The 22,648-nt window shown below is 35.8% G+C and carries 29 protein-coding genes and 1 pseudogene; 17 read left to right on the top strand and 13 right to left on the bottom strand.

Features of this window, described 5'->3' with window-relative positions:
- Window positions 1-211: 211 nt before the first annotated feature.
- Window positions 212-391: a YjzC family protein gene (locus ACXY7N_RS04725; protein WP_002095847.1), complete on the bottom strand. Its 180-nt coding sequence runs from the start codon at window positions 389-391 to the stop codon at window positions 212-214.
- A 492-nt stretch (window positions 392-883) separates the two neighbouring features.
- On the opposite strand from ACXY7N_RS04725, the gene ACXY7N_RS04720 reads away from it, so the two are divergent.
- From ACXY7N_RS04720 to ACXY7N_RS04710, 3 genes are all read left to right on the top strand, one after another.
- A complete protein-coding gene (locus tag ACXY7N_RS04720; protein ID WP_016088904.1) occupies window positions 884-1,693 on the top strand; it encodes a Cof-type HAD-IIB family hydrolase in 810 nt (269 codons plus the stop codon).
- A gap of 105 nt (window positions 1,694-1,798) precedes the next feature.
- A complete protein-coding gene (locus tag ACXY7N_RS04715; RefSeq protein WP_016088905.1) occupies window positions 1,799-1,939 on the top strand; it encodes a hypothetical protein in 141 nt (46 codons plus the stop codon).
- Complete coding sequence (locus tag ACXY7N_RS04710; RefSeq protein ID WP_016133901.1) at window positions 1,940-2,137, top strand: DUF3813 domain-containing protein; 198 nt, start codon at window positions 1,940-1,942, stop codon at window positions 2,135-2,137.
- 25 nt (window positions 2,138-2,162) lie between these two features.
- On the opposite strand, the gene ACXY7N_RS04705 is transcribed toward ACXY7N_RS04710, so the two are convergent.
- Window positions 2,163-3,020, bottom strand: coding sequence for a YitT family protein (locus ACXY7N_RS04705; RefSeq protein WP_488592303.1), 858 nt, complete (start codon window positions 3,018-3,020; stop codon window positions 2,163-2,165).
- Window positions 3,021-3,120: 100 nt separating this feature from the next.
- Between ACXY7N_RS04705 and ACXY7N_RS04700 the strand changes: the two genes are divergently transcribed.
- Together ACXY7N_RS04700 and prsA are read left to right on the top strand one after the other, a co-directional pair.
- Window positions 3,121-3,252, top strand: a complete 132-nt coding sequence (locus ACXY7N_RS04700; protein ID WP_001120850.1) for a DUF3941 domain-containing protein — start codon at window positions 3,121-3,123, stop codon at window positions 3,250-3,252.
- Window positions 3,253-3,382: 130 nt separating this feature from the next.
- On the top strand, window positions 3,383-4,240 hold the full coding sequence (gene prsA, locus ACXY7N_RS04695) for a peptidylprolyl isomerase PrsA (RefSeq protein ID WP_016088908.1): 858 nt from the start codon (window positions 3,383-3,385) through the stop codon (window positions 4,238-4,240).
- A gap of 51 nt (window positions 4,241-4,291) precedes the next feature.
- Here prsA and ACXY7N_RS04690 read toward each other — a convergent pair whose 3' ends face one another.
- Entirely contained in the window at window positions 4,292-5,146 is an 855-nt protein-coding gene (locus ACXY7N_RS04690; protein WP_016088909.1) for a CvfB family protein, read from the bottom strand.
- A 231-nt stretch (window positions 5,147-5,377) separates the two neighbouring features.
- On the opposite strand from ACXY7N_RS04690, the gene ACXY7N_RS04685 reads away from it, so the two are divergent.
- Window positions 5,378-5,869 carry a YajQ family cyclic di-GMP-binding protein gene (locus tag ACXY7N_RS04685; RefSeq protein WP_001040146.1) on the top strand — a complete coding sequence of 164 codons (492 nt, stop codon included), beginning with the start codon at window positions 5,378-5,380 and terminating at the stop codon, window positions 5,867-5,869.
- An 860-nt stretch (window positions 5,870-6,729) separates the two neighbouring features.
- On the opposite strand, the gene ACXY7N_RS04680 is transcribed toward ACXY7N_RS04685, so the two are convergent.
- The 3 genes and pseudogenes from ACXY7N_RS04680 to ACXY7N_RS04670 all read right to left on the bottom strand — a co-directional run bounded on the left by ACXY7N_RS04680 (window position 6,730) and on the right by ACXY7N_RS04670 (window position 9,350).
- Window positions 6,730-7,614 (bottom strand): helix-turn-helix domain-containing protein, encoded by an 885-nt coding sequence (locus ACXY7N_RS04680; protein WP_016088910.1) that lies wholly within the window; start codon window positions 7,612-7,614, stop codon window positions 6,730-6,732.
- A gap of 227 nt (window positions 7,615-7,841) precedes the next feature.
- Window positions 7,842-7,993, bottom strand: a pseudogene (locus tag ACXY7N_RS04675) (hypothetical protein); the annotation flags it as partial.
- 55 nt (window positions 7,994-8,048) lie between these two features.
- Window positions 8,049-9,350, bottom strand: a complete 1,302-nt coding sequence (locus ACXY7N_RS04670) for an alpha-amylase family glycosyl hydrolase (protein WP_431153512.1) — start codon at window positions 9,348-9,350, stop codon at window positions 8,049-8,051.
- Window positions 9,351-9,563: 213 nt separating this feature from the next.
- Between ACXY7N_RS04670 and ACXY7N_RS04665 the strand changes: the two genes are divergently transcribed.
- Window positions 9,564-10,796 carry an ammonium transporter gene (locus ACXY7N_RS04665; RefSeq protein WP_016088912.1) on the top strand — a complete coding sequence of 411 codons (1,233 nt, stop codon included), beginning with the start codon at window positions 9,564-9,566 and terminating at the stop codon, window positions 10,794-10,796.
- Between the two features lie 162 nt (window positions 10,797-10,958).
- Here the strand turns inward: ACXY7N_RS04665 and ACXY7N_RS04660 are convergent, their stop codons facing one another.
- The 4 genes from ACXY7N_RS04660 to asnB form a co-directional block, all read right to left on the bottom strand.
- Entirely contained in the window at window positions 10,959-11,264 is a 306-nt protein-coding gene (locus ACXY7N_RS04660) for a hypothetical protein (protein WP_016088913.1), read from the bottom strand.
- 115 nt (window positions 11,265-11,379) lie between these two features.
- Window positions 11,380-12,846 carry a catalase KatB gene (katB, locus tag ACXY7N_RS04655; protein WP_016088914.1) on the bottom strand — a complete coding sequence of 489 codons (1,467 nt, stop codon included), beginning with the start codon at window positions 12,844-12,846 and terminating at the stop codon, window positions 11,380-11,382.
- A 59-nt stretch (window positions 12,847-12,905) separates the two neighbouring features.
- Window positions 12,906-13,865: a ferrochelatase gene (gene hemH / locus ACXY7N_RS04650; RefSeq protein WP_016133897.1), complete on the bottom strand. Its 960-nt coding sequence runs from the start codon at window positions 13,863-13,865 to the stop codon at window positions 12,906-12,908.
- A gap of 188 nt (window positions 13,866-14,053) precedes the next feature.
- Complete coding sequence (asnB, locus tag ACXY7N_RS04645) at window positions 14,054-15,901, bottom strand: asparagine synthase (glutamine-hydrolyzing) (RefSeq protein ID WP_016133896.1); 1,848 nt, start codon at window positions 15,899-15,901, stop codon at window positions 14,054-14,056.
- Window positions 15,902-16,140: 239 nt separating this feature from the next.
- On the opposite strand from asnB, the gene ACXY7N_RS04640 reads away from it, so the two are divergent.
- The gene (locus ACXY7N_RS04640) at window positions 16,141-16,695 is read left to right on the top strand and encodes a DUF2777 domain-containing protein (protein ID WP_016088917.1); all 555 of its coding nucleotides are present in this window, start codon (window positions 16,141-16,143) and stop codon (window positions 16,693-16,695) included.
- A gap of 59 nt (window positions 16,696-16,754) precedes the next feature.
- Here the strand turns inward: ACXY7N_RS04640 and ACXY7N_RS04635 are convergent, their stop codons facing one another.
- The gene (locus ACXY7N_RS04635; protein ID WP_016088918.1) at window positions 16,755-17,120 is read right to left on the bottom strand and encodes a YisL family protein; all 366 of its coding nucleotides are present in this window, start codon (window positions 17,118-17,120) and stop codon (window positions 16,755-16,757) included.
- A 150-nt stretch (window positions 17,121-17,270) separates the two neighbouring features.
- Here ACXY7N_RS04635 and rocD point away from each other — a divergent pair, with 150 nt between their 5' ends.
- Together rocD and ACXY7N_RS04625 are read left to right on the top strand one after the other, a co-directional pair.
- On the top strand, window positions 17,271-18,461 hold the full coding sequence (rocD, locus tag ACXY7N_RS04630) for an ornithine aminotransferase (protein WP_016088919.1): 1,191 nt from the start codon (window positions 17,271-17,273) through the stop codon (window positions 18,459-18,461).
- Window positions 18,462-18,570: 109 nt separating this feature from the next.
- Window positions 18,571-18,855 (top strand): hypothetical protein, encoded by a 285-nt coding sequence (locus ACXY7N_RS04625; RefSeq protein ID WP_098485919.1) that lies wholly within the window; start codon window positions 18,571-18,573, stop codon window positions 18,853-18,855.
- A 34-nt stretch (window positions 18,856-18,889) separates the two neighbouring features.
- Here the strand turns inward: ACXY7N_RS04625 and ACXY7N_RS04620 are convergent, their stop codons facing one another.
- Window positions 18,890-19,789 carry a fumarylacetoacetate hydrolase family protein gene (locus tag ACXY7N_RS04620; RefSeq protein WP_016088921.1) on the bottom strand — a complete coding sequence of 300 codons (900 nt, stop codon included), beginning with the start codon at window positions 19,787-19,789 and terminating at the stop codon, window positions 18,890-18,892.
- Window positions 19,790-20,036: 247 nt separating this feature from the next.
- Here ACXY7N_RS04620 and ACXY7N_RS04615 point away from each other — a divergent pair, with 247 nt between their 5' ends.
- The 7 genes from ACXY7N_RS04615 (at window position 20,037) to gerPF (ending at window position 22,299) form a co-directional block, all read left to right on the top strand.
- Window positions 20,037-20,216, top strand: coding sequence for an aspartyl-phosphate phosphatase Spo0E family protein (locus ACXY7N_RS04615; RefSeq protein ID WP_000462840.1), 180 nt, complete (start codon window positions 20,037-20,039; stop codon window positions 20,214-20,216).
- 96 nt (window positions 20,217-20,312) lie between these two features.
- Window positions 20,313-20,534: a spore germination protein GerPA gene (gene gerPA, locus ACXY7N_RS04610; RefSeq protein WP_016088922.1), complete on the top strand. Its 222-nt coding sequence runs from the start codon at window positions 20,313-20,315 to the stop codon at window positions 20,532-20,534.
- 14 nt (window positions 20,535-20,548) lie between these two features.
- On the top strand, window positions 20,549-20,755 hold the full coding sequence (gerPB, locus tag ACXY7N_RS04605) for a spore germination protein GerPB (RefSeq protein ID WP_016088923.1): 207 nt from the start codon (window positions 20,549-20,551) through the stop codon (window positions 20,753-20,755).
- A 68-nt stretch (window positions 20,756-20,823) separates the two neighbouring features.
- Entirely contained in the window at window positions 20,824-21,438 is a 615-nt protein-coding gene (gene gerPC / locus ACXY7N_RS04600; protein WP_016088924.1) for a spore germination protein GerPC, read from the top strand.
- A 6-nt stretch (window positions 21,439-21,444) separates the two neighbouring features.
- Window positions 21,445-21,639 (top strand): spore germination protein GerPD, encoded by a 195-nt coding sequence (gene gerPD / locus ACXY7N_RS04595; protein WP_001102342.1) that lies wholly within the window; start codon window positions 21,445-21,447, stop codon window positions 21,637-21,639.
- 15 nt (window positions 21,640-21,654) lie between these two features.
- Window positions 21,655-22,041: a spore germination protein GerPE gene (locus tag ACXY7N_RS04590; RefSeq protein WP_016088925.1), complete on the top strand. Its 387-nt coding sequence runs from the start codon at window positions 21,655-21,657 to the stop codon at window positions 22,039-22,041.
- Window positions 22,042-22,083: 42 nt separating this feature from the next.
- Window positions 22,084-22,299 (top strand): spore germination protein GerPF, encoded by a 216-nt coding sequence (gene gerPF / locus ACXY7N_RS04585; RefSeq protein WP_001141570.1) that lies wholly within the window; start codon window positions 22,084-22,086, stop codon window positions 22,297-22,299.
- A gap of 59 nt (window positions 22,300-22,358) precedes the next feature.
- Here gerPF and ACXY7N_RS04580 read toward each other — a convergent pair whose 3' ends face one another.
- Window positions 22,359-22,646 (bottom strand): RNA polymerase alpha subunit C-terminal domain-containing protein, encoded by a 288-nt coding sequence (locus ACXY7N_RS04580; RefSeq protein ID WP_016088926.1) that lies wholly within the window; start codon window positions 22,644-22,646, stop codon window positions 22,359-22,361.
- Window positions 22,647-22,648 lie beyond the last annotated feature (2 nt).

The following is a 22,648-nucleotide window of genomic DNA, read 5'->3' as shown; positions in this document are numbered from 1 at the left end:
CTTTACAGCCCTCCAAATGTTTGACTTTCTTTGACCTTTGATTTGATTATACGCCAACTGACTTTTTTATACAATAATTTTGCTTATGTATTTTCAAACTTATTATTGGAAAAAAGAAAAGTGCGCATGCATGATACAATTGAAAAATATACGGTAAATGAAATTATAACGTGTAATGACAAAAAAGCCGCAATGATGATTGCGGCTCCTTTTACGGTTTTCTTTTATATGTCCACTGACGGTTATGATTCGTGTTCTCTGGAAACTTTTCACCGGCAGTTAATTGTACCATTTGGGGATTTTTCACCATACTTCCCGTTTCACCAATTTCTACGTAAATGCCATCATTTGGCGCTTTTTGTCCAGAACGAAACCTGCGATTTTGTCCCATCTTCATTCTCCTTCCATGACGTCTTGCCTCATTAGTATATCCATTTTAAAAGAAAGCTTTTCTGTCATGTTTAGGAAACAAGTACTACATCTCGTTCTTGTACATATATATGAATGACACAAGTGTAAGCAGGGATTTCTTCCCTATTTGTAGAAAAAAAAGAAACCAACCTACTCTAGGCTAGTTTCAAAGGAGAGTCAAACATATACGAGAAGATTACATGTTCATTATAAGCCTCCTCATACGAGCAATGTAACCCTTTTCACAATTTGTACATAATGAAAGAAACATTGTTTGAACTTTCTAAAAAGATGTTGACTTTTCCTAATTTCCAGCGAGAAATAGTAGACACCACAGCACTTCGAGACGTAAGATGGATATATAGTGAAATTCCCATCTATGGTGGTATCACCCAGTTTAACCTCTTATTTCTGCATATTAAAAAACGGAAATACAGATAAAAACAAAAAAATTATTATAAGAGGTGAAATTATGAAAAAACAGCATTTAATCGCATTAGACTTAGACGGCACTTTATTAACAGACAACAAAATAATTTCTACTCGAACGAAACATACAATTGCAAAAGCAAAGGAACAAGGACATATTGTCGTTATTTCAACAGGACGTCCATTCCGCGCTAGTTTTGATTACTATAAAGAACTTGGTCTTAACACACCAATCGTAAACTTTAATGGCGCTTACGTACATCACCCTCTTGATTCAAAGTGGGGTACACATCACTCACCTCTCGAGCTAGCAACAGCTCAAGAAATTGTCCGAGCTTGCTTTGATTTTGGCGTGAAAAATATATATGCTGAAGTAATGGACGATGTGTATGTTCGTGAAATTGATGAAGATAAAAAACATATTTTCGAATTCGGTTCTCCAAAGATTTTTACAGGAGACTTATTAAATATTTTAAACGATCATCCAACTTGCTTATTAATCGACGCACATGACGAGCATTCCAGTGCAATTCGTCAACACTTAACTGATATGCATGCTGAAGTAATCGATCACAGAAAATGGGGCGCACCTTGGCCAATTATTGAAATTGTAAAAAGCGGGTTAAATAAAGCTGTCGGATTACAAAAAATTTCTAGTCATTACAACATTCCACAAGAGCGAATTATCGCTTTCGGTGATGAAGATAACGACTTTGAAATGATTGAATTTGCTGGTCACGGCATCGCAATGGGAAATGCCATCCCTGAATTAAAATCACTTGCAAACCATACAACGTTAACGAATGAAGAAGATGGTATCGCTCTATATTTAGAAGAGGTTCTTGGGTTATAATCTAAAAATTCCCTGCTTATAGTTTCTCGCCAAACGCTCATACTATAATTAGACGCAAAAGTCAGCGCGTCGATTGTTTTCAGCTAAATAAAGGGGGTTTTTCGAATGGGTAAAAAGAACAAATCAAAACGTTTTATCCAACAAGGAGCCGATGCTGTTATGAAGCATGATGCAAGATTCCCGTACAGAGGTACATTAGCTGAGGCAGAAAAAGCGAGAAACAACTCTTCTTTTGGAGGGGTTTAAATGGGGAACTTACTATTCCAACAAGCTAGAGATGCTGTCACAAATGCCGTATCTTGTTCAAGCGGCACTGAGCAACAAGATCTCGTATATAGAGCAAAAAACGCTTTGCAATCTGCTTATGCAAACTCTTCAACAGCTGAAAAAGTTCAGCTACGCGAAATGCAGGAGCAGTTGCAAAACATTACGAATTTACATTAAAAAAGAGGACCAGCTTTGGTCCTCTTTAATCTTTTCGAAACAATCCAAACACCCCAACCGTTTGCAGTACGTTTGTAAATGCACCTGGGTCCACTTGTTTAATAACCCTCTCTAATTCATACAATTCGTAACGAGTAATCACAATCATTAACATTTCCTTATTTTCATTTGTATAAGCACCTGTTGCCGGTATAGTTGTAATCCCCCTCACTAAGCGTGAATGAATCGCCTTGCGTACATCTGCCCCATTCTTCGTAACGATTAATGCTGTAATCTTCACGTGACGGGTATGAATCGCATCAATAATTCTCGTTGAAACATACAACGTCAACAAAGTATATAACGCTTTTTCCCATCCATATACATAACCTGCAGCGATAATGATAACTGCATTAAAAAAGAAAAAGTATGTGCCAACAGGTTTATCTTTTATCTTAGATAAAATCATCGCGATGATATCTAAACCACCTGTAGAAGCCCCCCACTTTAAAGCAATCCCTACCCCAATTGCTGAAATTATCCCGCCAAAAATCGCATTCAATATGATGTCGTTCGAAACTGCTTTAACTGGGATAATTTCTAGAAACAAAGTCATAAATATAACGCAAAGAAAACTAAAAAAAGTAAAAGCCTTCCCAACCTTTTTCCACGCTAAAATAACGACAGGAATATTAAATAAGCTAAACAATACCCCCGTTGATATATGAATAGATAAAAAGTCACTTAATATTTGTGATAATAATTGAGACAATCCAGCAAAACCACTCGCGTACACTTTCGCTGGCGTTAAAAATAAATTCATTCCAATCGCGTTTAACAAACCTGCGACGATTACAACGATTAACTTCTTTATAAGTTCGGTATAATTCAACTTCAAATCCATTTCTAATCCACCCTTATTATTCATGAATGCACTGCTATACATAGTCTTTACGAAAAAGGAAATGATAAACGTACAACGTTTAGAAATGGAGTTGATACATATGCCACATACAAGTGATAACGACAAAAAAGCACGCGATAATAATGCAAAGCGTACGCAAAAAAATGAACAAGAACAAAAGAATATAGAGCAAGGTAAGCGTGCCTATTCCAAAAAGACCGATCACCTTTGATTCCATCGTACACCAACAGTATTGTTGGTGTACTTTTTTTACAGTTTACGGGGAAAAAACATTAAAAATTCACTTCATGTTCACTTCTATATTCTACAATAGCGATAACATATTCGGATGAGGTGTTAGCATGAGAGGGAAACATATTTTCATTATTACTGCACTACTAAGTATATTAATGCTATCTGCTTGTGGACAAAAAAACGGCTCAACTACAGTCGCTACGGCAACAGACTCAACCATTACGAAGAGTGACTTCGAAAAGCAGTTGAAAGATCGTTATGGAAAAGACATGCTATACGAAATGATGGCACAAGACGTTATCACAAAAAAATATAAAGTATCTGACGATGATGTAGATAAAGAAGTACAAAAAGCGAAAAATCAATACGGAGATCAATTCACAGCAGTACTAGAAAACAATCGTTTAAAAGATGAAGCCGATTTCAAAAATCAAATTAAGTTCAAACTTGCTATGAATGAAGCAATTAAGAAGAGTGTTACAGAAAAAGATGTGAAAGACCACTATAAACCAGAAATTAAAGCGAGTCACATTTTAGTAAGTGACGAAAATGAAGCGAAAGAAATAAAGAAAAAATTAGATGCTGGTGCTTCATTTGAAGAATTAGCAAAGCAAGAATCACAAGATCTACTATCAAAAGATAAAGGCGGAGACCTCGGATACTTCCATTCCGGTGCAATGACACCAGAATTCGAAACAACTGCCTACAAACTAAAAATCGGCCAAGTTAGTGATCCAGTCAAATCACCAAATGGCTATCACATTATTAAACTAACTGGTAAAAAAGATTTACAACCTTACGATGAAGTAAAAGACTCCATCCGCAAAAACTTAGAAGCAGAACGTATTGCTGATCCTACATTCAGTCAAAAGTTGTTACAAAGAGAATTAAAAAAGGCAAATATTAAAATAAGTGATAATGACTTGAAAGATACATTTACTTTTGCGCATGAGCGAGGAAATTAAGAAAGCATCCCCTTATATTTCACAAAATATAAGGGGATGCTTTTATTTGCTTTATTTCTTAAAGTAAGTCCAGCCTTCTTCTTGATAAACCTTTTCTTCTTTCATCAACTTACCAAGCGCGCGCTTAAATGCAGCTTTACTCATGTTGAAACGTTCTTTAATATCTTCTGGGTGACTCTTATCCCAAAACGGCATTGCTCCGCCACGTTCTTCCATATATGCATAAATCACTGCAGCGTCATCTTCCATTCCTTCTTCTTTACGAGGAAGAAGTGAAATGTTAATTGTACCGTCATCTTTTACGTCAATAATACGGCCCGTTACACGTTCACCGATGCGGACTTGTTCTTTTCTTTCAGTATGGTGTAAGAAAGCACGGAAATGCTCATCAGTTAGTATGAATGAACCAACTTGAAGTGAACGATACACACGTCCATTTACGTTTTTATTACGCATAGATGGCGTCGCATCTACGATAATTTCTTGCATATCACTGTCTCTTGCCGGAAGAGCGATAAGGCGATCACGATTCGTTAATTTTAACGTACAATATAATTCGTCTCCAACTTCTGGCCATACTGGCATATAAATCGGGAACTCATCAGCTGGGATTAGTATATCTTTTGATACACCAATATCAACAAACACACCTAAACTAGGAATAACTTCTACAACCTTTACCCAGTTCCAATCAAAAGTTGTAATAAGTGGCTCCTTCATTGTTGCTGAAATACGATTTTGGTGATCGAGGTATAAGAATACATCAATCTTAGCGCCTTCTTCAATTTCTCCAACTAATTCGTTTTTATGTAGGAAAATTTCTTCTTCTTCATTCCCAACCATATATCCGATTTCCGTTTCGCGTAAAACAGTTACCTGTTCAATCGATCCTAATTGCAAATACATATTTTTTTAATTCCCTTCTATATATATAAAATTATCTTTTTTATCATTCCAAACAAAAGTTAATTATAACACGATTTTTCCTTTATTTGTCCAACTGCCCAAAATTCACTATAATAAAATGAGGTTACATGAATATAAGTATGAAAACACTTAAGTCTAAGCTCGTTTTCAGCTATACTTTAGTATGTACAGTACATAAAAAGATTAGAAATTTATTTGGAGGTGCTAACTATGGCAAAAGATAGTTCTTTTGACATCGTTTCGAAAGTAGAATTACCTGAAGTAACAAACGCAATTAACATCGCATTAAAGGAAATCCAAAACCGATATGACTTTAAAGGAAGTAAAAGTGATATTAAATTAGAAAAAGAAGTACTAGTTTTAACTTCTGACGATGAGTTCAAATTAGACCAAGTAAAGGACGTTCTAATTTCTAAACTTGTAAAACGTAACGTTCCAATTAAGAACTTAGATTACGGAAAAGTTGAAGCTGCAACTGGTAACACTGTTCGCCAACGCGCAACACTTCAACAAGGTATCGATAAAGATAACGCGAAAAAAATTAACAACATCATTAAAGAAATGAAATTAAAAGTAAAAACACAAGTACAAGATGACCAAGTACGTGTTACAGCGAAAAGCCGTGATGACTTACAAGCAGTTATCGCAGCTGTTCGCAGCGCTGACTTACCGATTGACGTACAATTTATTAACTACCGCTAAAAAGAAAACTCCTCTTAATTAGAGGAGTTTTTCTTTTTATCATGTAGGGACAATACGACAAGGACATGAGAGGGTATTTGCGGTGAAAATTGCTGAGCGAACAGAGTCTATTCATACGAATATCTTACCGGTGACCGCGTGGTTAGACTAGGTCTCATTGTAGAATTTTTTTATACATGGAATTGAGCATGTCCTTTTAAAAATAAGGAAAAGACACCTTAGGACGTTTCCCTTCAACTTGAATCACTTTCCTTATCAATTGAATCCCAAGCCAAAGTCACCACAACTACCTCCATAAACCAAAATCTCTCTCCCTACTCAAGCGTAACAATTTATGAGTATAAGAATATTTTCCACCCTTCAATGTAATGTAGAATTAATAAGGAATCTTATTTTGTGAAAAAAAGTTAATTATAAAAGGGTTAGAAGTGGTTATTTGAAGAAGTTAATATTATGTTTTTTATTGGCTATATTCTTTCTAAATATTAAAGGATGTTCTAATAATATGACTACACTAAAGGATAAATCTAATTGCATTAACAAAGCTTGGTACAAAAAAACTATGTTATGTAATAATTTAAAGAAACATTAAATAGTTGATGATAAAGGTCATAAAAAAGACACTCTAAGGTGCCTTCCTCTTACTTGAACCATCTTAATTTTAATATGGAAGTGAAAAGAAGTATAAAGTGTTAATAGGGATGCAGATTTCAAAATAGAAAGTACGTTAAGTAAACTTTCATTCAACATATTAAGTAATAATATTTTAGAATCAAGTTTATAAAAAATATTAAGAGGTTTATAAGTGTAAAACCTACGGGAACTTTTCCTGTGGGTTTTATTGTACTATAAGTAGTTATTTAACAATTATGTTTTTCGAAATATTCTTCTTTAATTATTTGTAATTTTTTTTCGTTTTTTGTTAATTCAAATATAAATAACGCTTTTTTCATGTTATTAGCAACATTTTCTTTATTAGATTGTTTAAGCTTTAATAAATTCGAACCTTTTTCATAGTATAGTTCACCCAATAAGTATAAAGTATTTAGATTAATAGCTAATTTGATACCCTTATCAATGTATTTTTTTGCTTCTTCGTATTGATATGTGTAACTTAAACATTTTGCTAAATTATAAATGATTTTTAATTTAATTTCTTTATCTCTAGGAAAATCTAACTTATTAAAATTATTTAAACATCTTTTTAATATATTAATACTCTCTTTATATTCTTTATTTTCTGCATGAAATATAGCCATTGTCTGCATAATATCTATTTCTCTCTCTGTTAAAAAATCAATATTCGTTACAGTTATTTTTAATGCATTATTTAAAAGAGCTAAAGCCGTTTTTATTGAGTTATTCACACGATATATAGCAATTGCTTCATGCCATATTAGAAATTGTTTATCTTCTTTTATTCGAAAATTATTTAAGTTTTTTTCTTTTGTTACTATTTCATAAAGCTCTTTATATTGATGTTGTCTTATGCAATCCTTCATTACACATTTCACATTTTCTATATATTTAAATTTTTTGTTTTTAGTTAGTGCAAATATATTATTTGGATCAATACCAAGTCTTTCTGATAATTGATATAACAATATGCTAGATGGATAAATCACACCTTTTTCGATCTTGCTAATTTGACTTTGTGAGCATATTCCATGACATAATTCGGATTGCGATATATTTTTTTTAATTCTAAGTTCTTTAATGGTAATACCCAAATCGTAAAATTCCATTTTTCCTCCTACTATTTAGTACTTTAGTATAAGAGTATTCTCTAACTTTTAATGTAATGTAAAATTAATATAGTTGCAATGATTGTTTATTTCAAAGGTCTTTTCCTCCCACTATAAGAAACCTTCCCCTTCCCTTTTTCTATCGGTGTTGACAAAAAAACTGGCTAGGAAGAAAAATTTCTCCCTAACCTGGAAAACTCCTCTCATTCGAGGAGTTTTTATATTTATTAAGAGCAACACCATATCGCTTTATCAAATGATTTTTTAGGAATGTACACTTTATCATTTTCGATTTTGTATTATTTCCCTTCAGAATTGCTGTATCAACAGAATGAACACTATCGCCCCACCGAACAAATTCCCCATCATCATGGTTGTCCCAAACATCTCACCCCACCACGCACTTTCAATTCAACACAAAAGAGAATGTCCCCTTATCTACGCTTCTTTTTAACGGCAATTAAAAACGCAATAAATAATACGTTCACACCGACGATTAAAGAGATAAATAACCAATTCACACCTGTTTCTCTGTTAACTTTATACACATTTGATTCTTCCCGCTTTAAAACGAGATAAAACTTTCCGTTTTCTTCTCTTATAATTTCATCTTCTAACAATCCTCTTAACTCTTGTTTTTCACCAATTGCACTTACAGGTAAAGCAACTTTTTGTGTTTCTTTCGTATTATTAATCGCTACTACTGTCACTTCATCTTTATACTTTCGCTTTAATATACTCATTCCATCTTTATCGTATAAAAGCTCAAACGTACCATGTCGTAGAGATGGTCTCGTTTGTCTAAGCTCACCAAGTTTCGTTATATGTTGCATAAATTTTTCATCTGATTTGAAATCCATTAATCGTCTATTATCCGGAGTATCCCCTCCATCTAATGCAATTTCAGTCCCGTAATAAAAATTCGGAATACCGGGTGATGTTAATAAATATGTAAGAGCTAGTTTCAAACGAGATGGTGGATAATTCATATTCTCTTTTGCAATCCGGGCAAATCTTTTTGTATCTTGATTATCTAAAAATGTAATGGATTCCCCTTCTTTTTTACTCACATCATATAAGGGTTTCACCGATACATCCGCTTCGGAAAACGATTCTACTATTTTTTCGTTATATTCACTATCTTCTTTTGTTATAACACGAAAATCTTTCTTTATCACTTGCATATCTTTTTGCACGTCATCCCAGAAAGAACGCGGCTTTTTTTCACTATGTATTACATAACTTCCATCTAAATCGACTTCTTTGATCCACCATTTCATCGAGTCGATGACTTGTTGTTCGTTTTCTCCAAGCGGAAATTGAAGTACAACTTTCATTCCTTTTGCATGCGCTTCTTGTACAAGTTCTTTCACATCATTTTCTGTTCCGAAATGTTCATTTACCTTTTGAAAATCGCGCACGTCTAATCCGTCGTACTTTCCACTTTCAAAAAGCGGAGAAAGCATAACAGCGGTAAAGCCCATTTCTTTTATGTAATTCAGTCTTTTTATAATCCCTCTTATATCTCCGCCCTGATACCCTTCTAAATTACCAACTTCTAACTGTTTGTCATTTTTCGGTTCTCCATTATTGAAACGATCAATCATAATGGAGTATATAACTTCGTCTCGCCACTCTCTTTTTTCATCTGCAAAAGCATGTATTGGTACAAACAAAACGACAGCTAAACAAAAACAAATGAATAGTTTCCTAGTCTGTATTTTTCCCACACGCATCCCCCATGTTTTTTAATTGTAAGAATATTATACCAATTATCCGAATGAATCGCATACGTTGATTTCTTTCTCCCTAAAATAATTCATGTCAGATTTCCTAACATAAATTATAAAGTTTTCTGAATTTTTAGTTGATTTTTCATTTCGTTTCGAATATGATATGAAACATAACAAGTTCATGTTATTTTTTCTAACATTATAGGAGGAGAGAGAATGAATACAAGCGATACGGTTTTTATGTTTGTAACGACAGCAATGGTCATGTTGATGACACCAGGATTGGCTCTTTTTTATGGGGGTATGGTTCGCAGTAAAAATGTACTCAGTACGACAATGCATAGTTATAGCGCAATGGCTATCGTTTCGATTCAGTGGATCGTAATTGGTTATTCTTTATCATTCGGACCAGATTGGCACGGGCTTATCGGCAATCTCGATTGGTTCGGTTTAAACGGAGTTACCTACGCACCAAATCCAGACTATTCATCCACTATTCCTCACAATTTATTTATGATGTTCCAACTCATGTTCGCTATTTTAACTCCCGCTTTAATTTCAGGTGCATTCGCCGAAAGAATGCGATTTTCAGCTTTCCTTATTTTCATCCTTCTATGGACAACAATTGTTTACAATCCTGTCGCTCATTGGGTATGGGGCGTTGGCGGGTGGCTAAGAGAACTTGGCGCGTTAGACTTCGCTGGTGGTAATGTCGTTCATATTACATCCGGCGTTGCTGGTCTTGTATTAGCTATTTTCCTTGGAAAACGAAAAAACATAAACGGTTCTTCCCCTCATCATTTACCATTTACGATGTTAGGCGCAGGCTTACTATGGTTCGGCTGGTTCGGTTTTAACGTCGGTAGCGCATTATCTTTAAATGATGTAGCACTAACCGCATTTATTAATACAAATATAGCCGCCGCTGCCTCAGCATTAACTTGGATGCTTTCAGAGTGGTTCTTCCAATCAAAACCGACTGCGATGGGGGCCGCTTGTGGTGTAGTTTCTGGTCTAGTCGCTATTACACCAGCTTGCGGGTTCGTTACACCTTTCTCCGCTCTTCTTATCGGAGCAATTGGCGGCGTATTATGCTTCGGAGCGGTCTTCTTCTTAAAAACGAAATTCGGATATGATGATACACTTGATGCATTCGGATGCCACGGCATCGGCGGAACTTGGGGCGGGATTGCAACAGGATTATTTGCAACTACTACTGTAAACGGTGATGGCGCTAACGGATTATTGTACGGAAACGCCGCTTTACTGTTTAAGCAACTGGTAGCAATCGGCGCAACATATGCATTCACAATTATCATGACATACGCCATCATTAAAGCGATTAACTTCTTCCTCCCCGTTCGGGTAGATGAGCATGAGGAACATATGGGACTTGATATTTCGATGCATGGAGAGAAAGCTTATGAGTATACGGAGCGAGTGAACTAAAAAAGAGATGCAATCTATTGGTAGTAGATTGCATCTCTTTTTATTGTACTTGTTGGTGGCATACCCCATTCAGTATTTCTATGAATATATCAGCGCTCATTTCGATATATCGATTTACCAACAAATTCCGACCTGATTTAAACGTAAAATACCCCTTGTAACTTACGAATCACCGTACTTTCTTTTATTGGCACTTAAGATAATAAGAAATGCCACAGCTATGACAGCTAAAAAGCGAACTGGATTAAACGGTGTTCCTACCGTTTCATTAAAACGATGATAAATAAAAGGGATCATCTCAAGCACCATTAGCCCCATCGCAATTTGAAACGTCTCAGCCATCGCTTTGTTTTTTATAAATGCAGCGCGTTCATCACCTTGTTTTCCAATCGCTATAAACATTTTTATAATAGCAAACACTACAAATAAAAAGACACTGAGCGCAATAATAAAAATAGCAACATCCATTCAATACACCTCTTGTATGTAAAATTCATTTGACAAAAGTATAACATCTTTTACACCTTATGTAAAACATGTTTTACATAAAAAAGACGACCGAAATCCGGTCGTCTTTTTCTATTTATTTCGGAGCGTTTCCAACGTACTGCGTGATATCAACATTTAACGCTTGTGCTAAACGCATACCGTACTCTTGATCTGCACGGAAGAAGTTACACACAGCTAATAATTTCGTGCGTTCATTTACATCTTTTAAGTCATTTGTTAAGTTTGCAATTAAGTTCGCTTGCTCCTCTTTAGAGAATGAACGGTAACGCTCACCTGCTTGTTTGAAGTCATTTGGTTTCTCAATTTTTTCACGAGATACATAGCCTTCTACTTTCATAGTTGAATCGCGGTAAGTTGGGTCTTCAACTGGATTTTCAGTATGACGACTAGGTTCATAGTTAATTGTAGATGGGTTTTGATTCACTTGCATCGCACCATCACGTTGTTGGTTATGGACAGCTGCATATGGGCAGTTTACAGGAATTTGTAAGTAGTTTGCACCAAGGCGGTAACGCTGTGTATCTGGGTAAGAGAATAAACGACCTTGTAATAATTTATCTTCAGATGGTTCAATACCATTTACAGTTGCACTTGGAGAGAACGCCACCTGTTCTACTTCTGCGAAGAAGTTTTTCGGGTTACGATTTAACGTCATTGTCCCTACTTCAATTAACGGGAAGCGATCTTCTGGCCATACTTTCGTTGGATCTAGCGGATCAAAGTCTAAAGAATCCGTTTCATCTAGTTGCATCACTTGTACGTGTAAATCCCACTTTGGATAATTTCCTTTTTCAATTGCATCGAACAAGTCACGAGTTGCATGGTTGAAATCTTTCCCTTGTACTTCTTGCACTTCTTTTGCACTTAAGTTCCGTACACTTTGCTGTGGTTTCCAGTGATATTTAATGTAAACGATTTTACCTTCTGCATTAATCCATTTAAATGAATGGACACCGAAACCTTCCATTTCACGATAGCTCGCTGGTGTACCATAATCAGAAAATACCCATGTCATCATATGTGTTGATTCTGGAGTTAACGTCATGAAATCCCAGTAACGATCTGGAGTTTGAATATTTGTATCAGGTGCTGGTTTTAAAGAATGCACCATGTCTGGGAATTTAATTGCATCACGAATGAAGAAAACTGGTAAATGATTACCTACGATATCGTAGTTTCCTTCTTCTGTATAAAATTTAACAGCGAACCCACGTGGGTCACGCGCTGTTTCCGGAGAACCTTGACCATGAATAACCGTTGAGAAACGAACAAATACTGGCGTTTCAGTTCCTTCATTTTGTAAAAATGCCGCTTTCGTATATTGCTTCATGCTGTTTTTCGTTACGAATACACCGTGAGCACCTGCACCACGTGCATGCACAACACGCTCTGGAATACGTTCACGATCAAAGTGTGCCAGTTTTTCTACTAAATGATAGTCTTCTAATAATACCGGTCCACGGCGACCAGCTGTACGAGAATTTTGGTTGTCTCCAACTGGAGCACCTTGGTTTGTTGTTAAGCGATTATTTGGATTCATCTAGGGGGATCCTCCTCTTTCTTTCATAGTAATTATTATTTATTTAAAATTATTATAAACTAATTATTATTCAAAACTAAATCTTTGTCAACTATTTCCTTCATTTTTTTGGAAACAATTGCAGCTAAGCAATCGATAAATACAGATTTTGAATTTGGCATATTTGGTCTAAAATATGCCAAATTTAATTCATCAGTTACCACTTTACACTCGTAATCGTTGTCATATAAAACTTCTAAATGCTCTGCCACAAAGCCAACTGGGCAATATACGAAAGATTCATATCCATGCTCTTCAAATAAATCTCTCGTTAAATCTTGCACATCCGGTCCAATCCATGGATCTGGAGTATTCCCAGCACTTTGCCAACCAATTGTATAGTTCTGAATATTCGCAGCTGTAGCGATTAAATCCGCTGTATGTTGTAATTGCTCTACGTACGGGTCCCCTGCTGCAATAATTTTTTCTGGTAAGCTATGTGCAGAAAAAATTACGACGGCTTTCTCTTTATCTATAATTTTAGTAAACGTTTCTTGTATTTGATCTGCCCAATAGGAAATAAATTTCGGTTCATCGTACCATTGTTCAATTGGTTCAATAACAGGACCACCGATTTCTTTTGAAAGACGAATCGCACGGTCATTATACGCTTTAATGCTAAAAGTAGAATAATGCGGCGCTAATACGATACTAATTGCCTGCTCAATTCCATCGCGCTTCATCTCTTCTACTGCATCTTCTATAAATGGTGCAACATGTTTTAAGCCTAAGTAACAAGTAAATTCATACTCTGTAAATATATTATTCATTGAATCTGTTAATTTATGCGCCTGCTCTTTCGTAATTTTTGCAAGTGGTGAAATTCCGCCAATCGCTTTATAGCGCCCGATTAAGTCTTGGAGTGCTTCTTCGGAAGGTTTACGCCCGTGGCGAATATGTGTGTAGTACGCTTCTACATCATCTAATGATTCTGGCGTCCCATACGCCATTACGAGTAAACCTATCTTTTTCTTTGTCATCTATATCACACCTCAATTTTATAAATGAGAATCTTTTTCAAGAACATTCGTTTCAAATTATAACAACTAATAATAAGTACGTCAAAATAATTATTATAAATAAACATTATTTCTAATATGATTTTTAATTTTATTTGACAATTTATTTAATAAAAAAGCGACTTACTTTTATGTAAGCCGCTTTTCTTCTATTCTTTAATATTTACCCCGTATTCTTTAAACCAAACGTGAATTTGTGCTAAATGAGCTAAAAGTTGTGGCCCGCTCATCAATTGACCAAACCAAGGCGTTTGAAATGCACTGCCGCCTGACTCAATTAATCCGCTAAGCTGTTCTTTATCAAATAGTTCGTGTAAAATTGAGCCTTTATCCGTTAATAAATCTTGTAGCCATACTGTTACCGCTTTTGTATAGTGCGGATTATGCGTTTTCGGATAGGGGCTCTTCTTTCTATATAAGATGTCATTTGGAAGTAATCCTTCTAACGCTTTACGCAATAGACCTTTTTCGCGGTTTTTATACATTTTCATTTCCCAAGGAATATTCCACGCATATTCGACAAGTCGGTGATCCGCAAATGGAACGCGTACTTCTAAGCTTGCGCCCATACTCATACGGTCTTTTCTGTCTAATAATGTTGTCATAAACCATACCATGTTTAAATAAAATAATTGTCTTCTTTTTGCTTCTAGCGGGCTTTCTCCCTCTAAAATAGGAACTTCTTGAATAGATTCTTCATAACGCTGTTGTACATATTGTTGTAAATTTAATTTACTTCTCCATTCTTTCTTTAGCAGTTGTTCACGCGCTTCTGTAGAGCGCATCCACGGAAATGCACTCGATTGCAAATCATCTTCTCTATAAAACCACGGATAACCACCAAATATTTCGTCTGCACATTCCCCAGATAAACCGACGACAAAATCTTGTTTAATTTCGCGACAAAACCATAATAATGACGAATCGATATCTGCCATACCAGGCAAATCACGAACGATTACTGCTTCTGTTAAATACTGTGCTAATTGTTCATTTGAAATGACGCAGCGATGATGGATTGTTTGAAACGTCTCCGTCATCAAATGAATAAATGGTGCATCTGAATTCGGCTGGAACGCATTCGCTTTAAAGTATTTATCATTATCTTCGTAATCAACAGAATATGTGTGTAATTGCCCTTTTCCTGACCTTGCATATTCTTTCGCAGCAATCGCTGTAATCGCGCTCGAATCTACACCACCTGATAGAAAAGTACATAGTGGTACATCAGAAACGAGCTGCCTTGTAATCGCATCTTGTAATAAAAAGCGTGTTTTCTCTACTGTTTCTTCAAAGGAGTCTTCATGTTTTTTACTTTCCACATTCCAATATCTCCATATACATAAACCGTTCTTTGAAAATGTCATCGCATGACCTGGACGTAATTCTTTTATACCAGCATAAATGCCGTGACCAGGCGTTCTAGATGGTCCAAGGCCGAATATTTCGGATAACCCTTCTAACGTTACTTCCGCCTTCACATCTGGATGAGCCAGTATCGCTTTTAACTCTGAACCAAATAGCAATCGTCCACTATCATATTTATAAAATAGCGGTTTTACACCTAATCGATCTCTTGCAATAAATACTTGTTCTTTCTGTTCATCCCATACGGCAAACGCATATATACCGTTTAAATGATCGACACATTCTTCTTTCCACTCAATATACGACGCTAATAGTACTTCCGTATCAGAATGACCTTTGAACGTATATCCTCTTCTTAATAGTTCCTTTCGAATATCTTCTGTGTTATACAGTTCCCCGTTATAACAAATTGCATAATTCGCTTCGTCCTTTAAACAAGTCATCGGTTGTTTACCACCCTCAGGATCAACAACGATTAACCGTTTATGCCCAAATGCGACATTGCCTTTAATCCAAACTTTATTATCATCTGGGCCACGCTTCGCTAACGTCTCAGCCATCTTCGTAACGACGTCCCGTTCTCCTTCTAATGAGCGTTTATAATCCACCCATCCTGTAATCCCGCACATATAAATCATCCTTCCATCTTATTTCTTTTCCTAAACGAGCAGTAATCCCCACCTTAGAGATGCGGATCAAAAAAATGACAAACTTGACGATAACGTACTATCCACATACGGAATAGCATTTTCACTCAGTAAAACGTGTTTTATTGTATGCCCACCTATGTCTAGGTGTGTCTAGTTATAAAGTACGCCCGAACTGTCTATAACAGAAATAACTACTTTTCATAAAGGAGAAATCGTGTATGATACAACGTAACCATATTTTATATAACCAGCCACGCGCTCATACAGTCGGTAATGTAGAATATATAAACAATGAATGGGTATTCTTTGACGATGAAAATGATGAAGCATTTTTATTAGAAGATATTGCCGAAGATGGCTTTGAGATTTTATATAACAACAACTGGCTACCAGCTCGTTTCTATGAACAAGATGTATTACAAATCGCCAACGAACAGCACCATTTGCAAAATGGGGAAATGATACGAATTCGAAAAAAATTACTTCTTAGCTATACGGAATGGCTTGAGGAATTACCTGACTCTGTCTTTACATTATTAACGGAATCATTGCAATCCCTTCATTACTCTTTATATGATTGCATGTATTGTCATAATTATTTATCTTTCTTACCGAAAGAGGAAACGTGCGAAGGAGTAAATATTCTTTTGTTCGATAACGAAGAGATGATTTGTACACTGCAACACCATTTCGTTCGTCACCCTACGTCAAATAAAAACATGTTTCGTTTTACGAAAGTAAACGGAGAAGAGTTGCATATCGATGCGACATAAAGTAAAAAAACCACCTTATCTCCCAAATATTTGAGATTATAAGGTGGTTTTATTTTTAATTAAAATACTTGCCAGCCAATCGGTAATTTCAGTCCAAGGTAAAATACTGCTACTAACGCAACAATAAATAGTCCCCAAACTGCCCCTGTTGCTTTGTTCTTGCTCATTTTTACAAGAACCATTTCCATTCCACCGATAACTAAAATACCAGCTAACATTTTTAAGCCGTACCACATGTGCATGCTACCTGTTGCTGTTTTCACAATACTCATGTACAACATGAAGCCCGTCACAATAATGATAATGTACATTAGGCGAAGCCCCATATGTACACCTTTACCTTTTCTTCCTGCTGAATAAAGTGAATACGCAACGAAGAATAAAATTAAACCTAACGCCCATGCTGTAATATGCATATGTACCATCGTATCCCTTACCTCCTCTTTTCACACTTTTTCACTCTATATGATAACATGTTCATTTATTTTCAGGAAATGTTTCGCTTTTTTACATTTAAATGATATAATATTTAGAGTATTTACAAACTTCTTGTAATAACAAAAGGGGGAACAATCATGATTCAAACTAAGGATATTATCGAACTTACAGACACATACGGAGCAAATAACTATCACCCACTTCCAATCGTTATTTCTAAAGCAGAAGGCGTTTGGGTAGAAGATCCTGAAGGAAACCGCTATATGGACTTATTAAGTGCATATTCTGCAGTAAACCAAGGTCATCGTCACCCAAAAATTATTAACGCTTTAATTGACCAAGCTAATCGTGTTACGTTAACTTCTCGTGCTTTCCATAGCGATCAATTAGGTCCTTGGTACGAAAAAGTTGCGAAACTAACTAATAAAGAAATGGTACTTCCAATGAATACAGGTGCAGAAGCTGTTGAAACTGCAATTAAAACAGCTCGCCGCTGGGCTTATGATGTGAAAAAAGTAGAAGCAAATCGTGCTGAAATCATCGTTTGTGAAGATAACTTCCACGGCCGTACAATGGGTGCTGTTTCTATGTCATCAAACGAAGAGTACAAGCGTGGATTCGGTCCAATGCTTCCTGGTATTATCGTAATTCCTTACGGTGATTTAGAAGCGTTAAAAGCTGCAATTACACCAAATACAGCTGCATTCATTTTAGAGCCAATTCAAGGTGAGGCAGGAATTAACATTCCACCAGCTGGTTTCTTAAAAGAAGCTCTTGAAGTATGTAAAAAAGAAAACGTTTTATTCGTAGCAGATGAAATCCAAACAGGCTTAGGCCGTACTGGTAAAGTATTTGCTTGCGACTGGGACAATGTAACTCCTGACATGTACATACTTGGTAAAGCCCTTGGTGGCGGCGTATTCCCAATCTCTTGCGTAGCAGCAAACCGCGACATTTTAGGCGTATTCGAGCCAGGTTCTCACGGTTCTACATTCGGTGGTAACCCACTTGCATGTGCTGTTTCTATCGCAGCTCTTGAAGTGTTAGAAGAAGAAAAATTAACAGAGCGTTCTCTTCAATTAGGTGAAAAGTTAGTTGGGCAATTAAAAGAAATTGATAACCCAATGATTACTGATGTTCGCGGTAAAGGCTTATTCATCGGTATCGAATTAAACGAGCCAGCTCGTCCTTACTGTGAACAACTAAAAGCAGCTGGTCTATTATGTAAAGAAACACACGAAAATGTAATTCGTATCGCACCACCTCTAGTAATCTCTGAAGAAGATTTAGAGTGGGCGTTCCAAAAAATTAAAGCAGTATTATCGTAATAATAGAGAGGTTGTCCTACATGTTGGGACAACCTCTTTCTTTTTATATTGATTTATACTAAAATAAAATTGTAATTTTCTGTATTTTATTTTAGAAAGCAGGTGCGATATGTTATTAAGGTATGGTAAACATATTAACTATTTAGCCACATCTTTTATTTTAGTTACATTCTTTGGCTTCCTCCTTTCCGTAACATTACTTAGTCACTACTCATCTTCTACTACATTCACACTACTGAAAGCATCATTTTGGACCGCTGTTATTCTGACTATCATTGGTTTTGGACGAGAAAAAAGCGCACTTACGGTTATACTATTTGGTATTTGTACACTTGCATTTATTGGTCTTTACACTTTTTCCGTTATCGATTACCTCTATAACCCAAGACCATAGAAAAGGGCTATCTTTTCACAAGATAGCTCTTTTTTCATTTCACTACATTTCGCAAAGTACCAATTCCTTTTACTGTAATGATCACCTCATCACCAGCATGTAAAAACTTCGGTGGTGTGAAACCTTTTCCGACACCAGATGGCGTTCCTGTTGCGATAATATCTCCTGGTTCTAATGTCATTCCTTTACTTATCGTTGAAATAATCTCTTCTATTGAAAAAATCATTTTATTTGTATTTGAAGTTTGCCTTACTTCCCCATTTACTACCGTTTCAATGTGTAACGCATTTGGCGTTTCAACCATTGATTTATGAATTAAATACGGTCCCATCGGACAAAATGTATCAAAACTTTTTCCAAGGAAAAATTGTTTATGCTTCCGTTGAATGTCGCGAGCAGTTATATCATTTATAATGGTATAACCAAAAACATGCTCTAGCGCTTTTTCTTTTTTTATTTGTTTCCCTCGCTTACCAATGATGATAGCTAGTTCTCCTTCATAGTCTAGTTCATTCGTTGCGTGGGGATGACTATTAATTTTTTCATTCATTCCAATAACTGTCGTTGGCGCTTTCGTAAAGATCATTATATTTTCTGGAATGGACTCTACTCCGCCCATTTCTATCGCATGCTCACGATAGTTTTTTCCAACGCACAAAATATTCTTTCTTGGCCTTGGAATCGGTGCTAATATTTTCACCTCAGTTAACGGATAATACGCCGTTTCCCCATGCTCTTTTGCCCAATTTACAATTTCACGTACTTTCTCAAAACATTCAGTCCCTCTTTCAATACACTCTAACATTGTAATGGGGATTGTAACCTTTTCTCCCTTTTGCCTTTGCGCTTCTCTTAAGTGCAATACCTTTTCTTCCTCTTCATCCACAATACCTACAAATACCTTTTCATCTTTTTTCGCTGTTACCAAACGCAATATTTCCACTCTCCATCCTAAAACTCATACCCTTTAATTGTATTCGCATCCGTAAGAAAAAAACCTTCTCATGCACGCTAATTTTTACAATATTCTTCTCATATCCTATTCGTTACCCCTTTATCATTTGGCATAAAATGTAGAAATTTTACTTTTTTTAGCGAAGGTATTTCTTTTTTATGGGATTTTTGTATAATATGTACTACATATATACTAAAAATTTCATTTAGAGATGGAGCCGATTTCAATGTTTGAGCAAGCGATTGAAAAAAAACGTGAAAAAATGATTTATTTTGCTGAACGCTACGGAATGACTTCTCAAAAAACAGTGGATTGTAGCCAAGAACTGGACAGGCTCTTAAATGCAATTTGGCATGTACATACGGATTTTCACCCCAATCAAACACTCGATACACACACACAATAACGTGTGTGTTTCTTTTATTTCAAAAACACACACATTTTATTGAAAACGCCCATACAATAGTAGAAAAGAAAATTTTAAAAACGAAAGGTGTTTTTTATGCCAGCTATGGTCGGACATATTCGTATCGTTAATATTGGATCAAGTGGTATTTTTCATATTGGAGATGTATTTGCGATTAGACCTATTAGTTATTCACGCGCTTTCGCTGGGGCAGGCTCCTTTAATGTTGGAGATAACGTTTCTGTCTACAATTATCAAAGTACAACGACTGTCAATGATTCAGATGTAATTGATCAAGCGATAATTGGTTCAACTTAGAGGAGGCGATTGCATTGAATTTTTATGTAAACCAAAGTATCATCATCAACAGTATTAGGATTGATAGCATTACAACTTCTTCTGTATTCCAAATTGGAACTGCCGGAAGTATTAAAGCTCTATCTAAATTTTCAAATTCCGGCGGATTTACACAGCCTCTTCGCCCATTACAGGGGAAGGGACAAATTATTTCTATCAAACCATCAACTAGTTCTTCTTAAGACATCCTTGTCATAAATATATAGCAGGAATATTTTTACCCTCCCTATTGAAAAGGAGGTTTCACAAAATGAACCAAGATATATATACTTACTTACACCAACTTCAACAAGCTCTTCAAGCACAACAAGCAAACATTCTTCACCTAGAAGATCAAGTGCGCCAATTACAAGAAGAGCTTACCGAATTAAAAAATCGCCCCTCCTCTTCTGTAGGAAAAGTGGAATACAAATTCGATCAGTTAAAAGTAGAAAATTTAAATGGTACTTTAAATATTGGTTTAAATCCGTTTTCAGCAAAAGGACAGCCAATTGAGGATTTTCAAGTGGATACAGAAACATTAAAGGTAAATCCTGAAACAGATACAAACCCAGATTTTTACCAAGGCATCCTTCAAGAAATGCATCGTTACTTAGATGAAGAAGCATATAATCGAATTCTCCATTTTGAACAAGAAGAGAGAACGCCGCTCGATGAAATGTATCGACAAATGATGGTGGATGACATAAAAAAACAAATGGAGCATAGACTTCCTTATTATTTATCACAAGCGCAATCATATGAAGGGATTTCAACAGATCCAGATTATTTACGAGATATCATTATTCAAGCAATGAAACATGATATCGACAAAGCTTTCCTATCTTTTATTCAACACATACCGGGCAATTTCCGAAAGGAGTAAGTATGTATGAATGTTAACGTTGTAAATCGTGAATTAAAAGTCGGACAGATTAAAATGAACGGTGTATCGTCGTCCGCACTCTTTTTAATTGGAGATGCGAATCTCCTCATACTATCTTCTATTCTTGATACACCATTTGAAACTGTTACAGAGGGTCCATTTGTACCACTAGTCACAGATGTCCCTCCTACTCCAGGTTAAGGAGACTGAGAAATTATGTTACATCATGTGTCTGTTGTCCAAAATGTTTCTATTATTTCTTTAGGGATTACTGGTGTATTTCAAGTTGGAGATGCAAATCAAATGGAATTAAAAAGTAGAGCTCTTGCCGTACACAGGGAAATTCCTTGTTATATAAAGGGAGAAGGTCGCTTAGATGCGTTTGAAATCTTTACAGACGAACACATCACAATCCCAAAGCGAACGACAGATGTAAAATTAAATATTGTAAATGAATACCCTTTTATTGAAGTAAACAATGTTGAATTACGAACCCTTTTAAATTCTGGTTGCTTTCAAATTGGAAATGTTGATTATGTTTTTAATAACTCTCGTATTATGCAAATCCGCCAATATATTTCGGATGAACCTTCCGCTCAATAGTTCATATAGTAATTAAAAAGCTTAGAAAAGTAGGTGGATGGTATGCCCTCTGTTGTTGGAAATCTTGTCGTTCAAAACAGTAATGGCTCTTTCAATTTAGGAGATTTTTATAACGTATCTCCGAAAGAAAATACGAAAGCTTATAACGGATCTGGTGCTTCCAATGTTGGATTTGTCGTGAATACGTTTAGCGGCGTTAGTGCAACAAATACGTTTGATTCTGATGTGGCAGATCAAGATCAAATTGGAACAGCGTAAAAAAAGTAGGAGATGCTCTCCTACTTTTTTCTTATTCCCATACAAATTATAATTTCATTTTATTTAAATGATAACCCGTTCTCCTCCAAAGCCTTTCTAAGCTTTGGTAAAGATGCCGGGCCCATACCATGTAGTTTTAAAATTTCCTTTTCACTATATTTTGAGAGTTCTTCTATAGTGTGAATTCCATGATGTTGTAACGCATTTCGTGCCGGTGATGAAAGAAGTGAAAGAAATCCTGTTTTTGGTTTCTTTTCTTTCTCACAAGCTGGGCAAGTTGGACAATCGCTACTTTTATAGTATTCATGTCCTTTTTCACACGTTCTTAACGTTTTTTCCGTTGCCATTT

The sequence above is a fragment of the Bacillus sp. 5w2 genome, assembly GCF_054353775.1.
The sequence above is the reverse complement of the archived record's forward strand: the minus strand, read 5'-3'. Positions and strand labels throughout refer to the sequence as shown.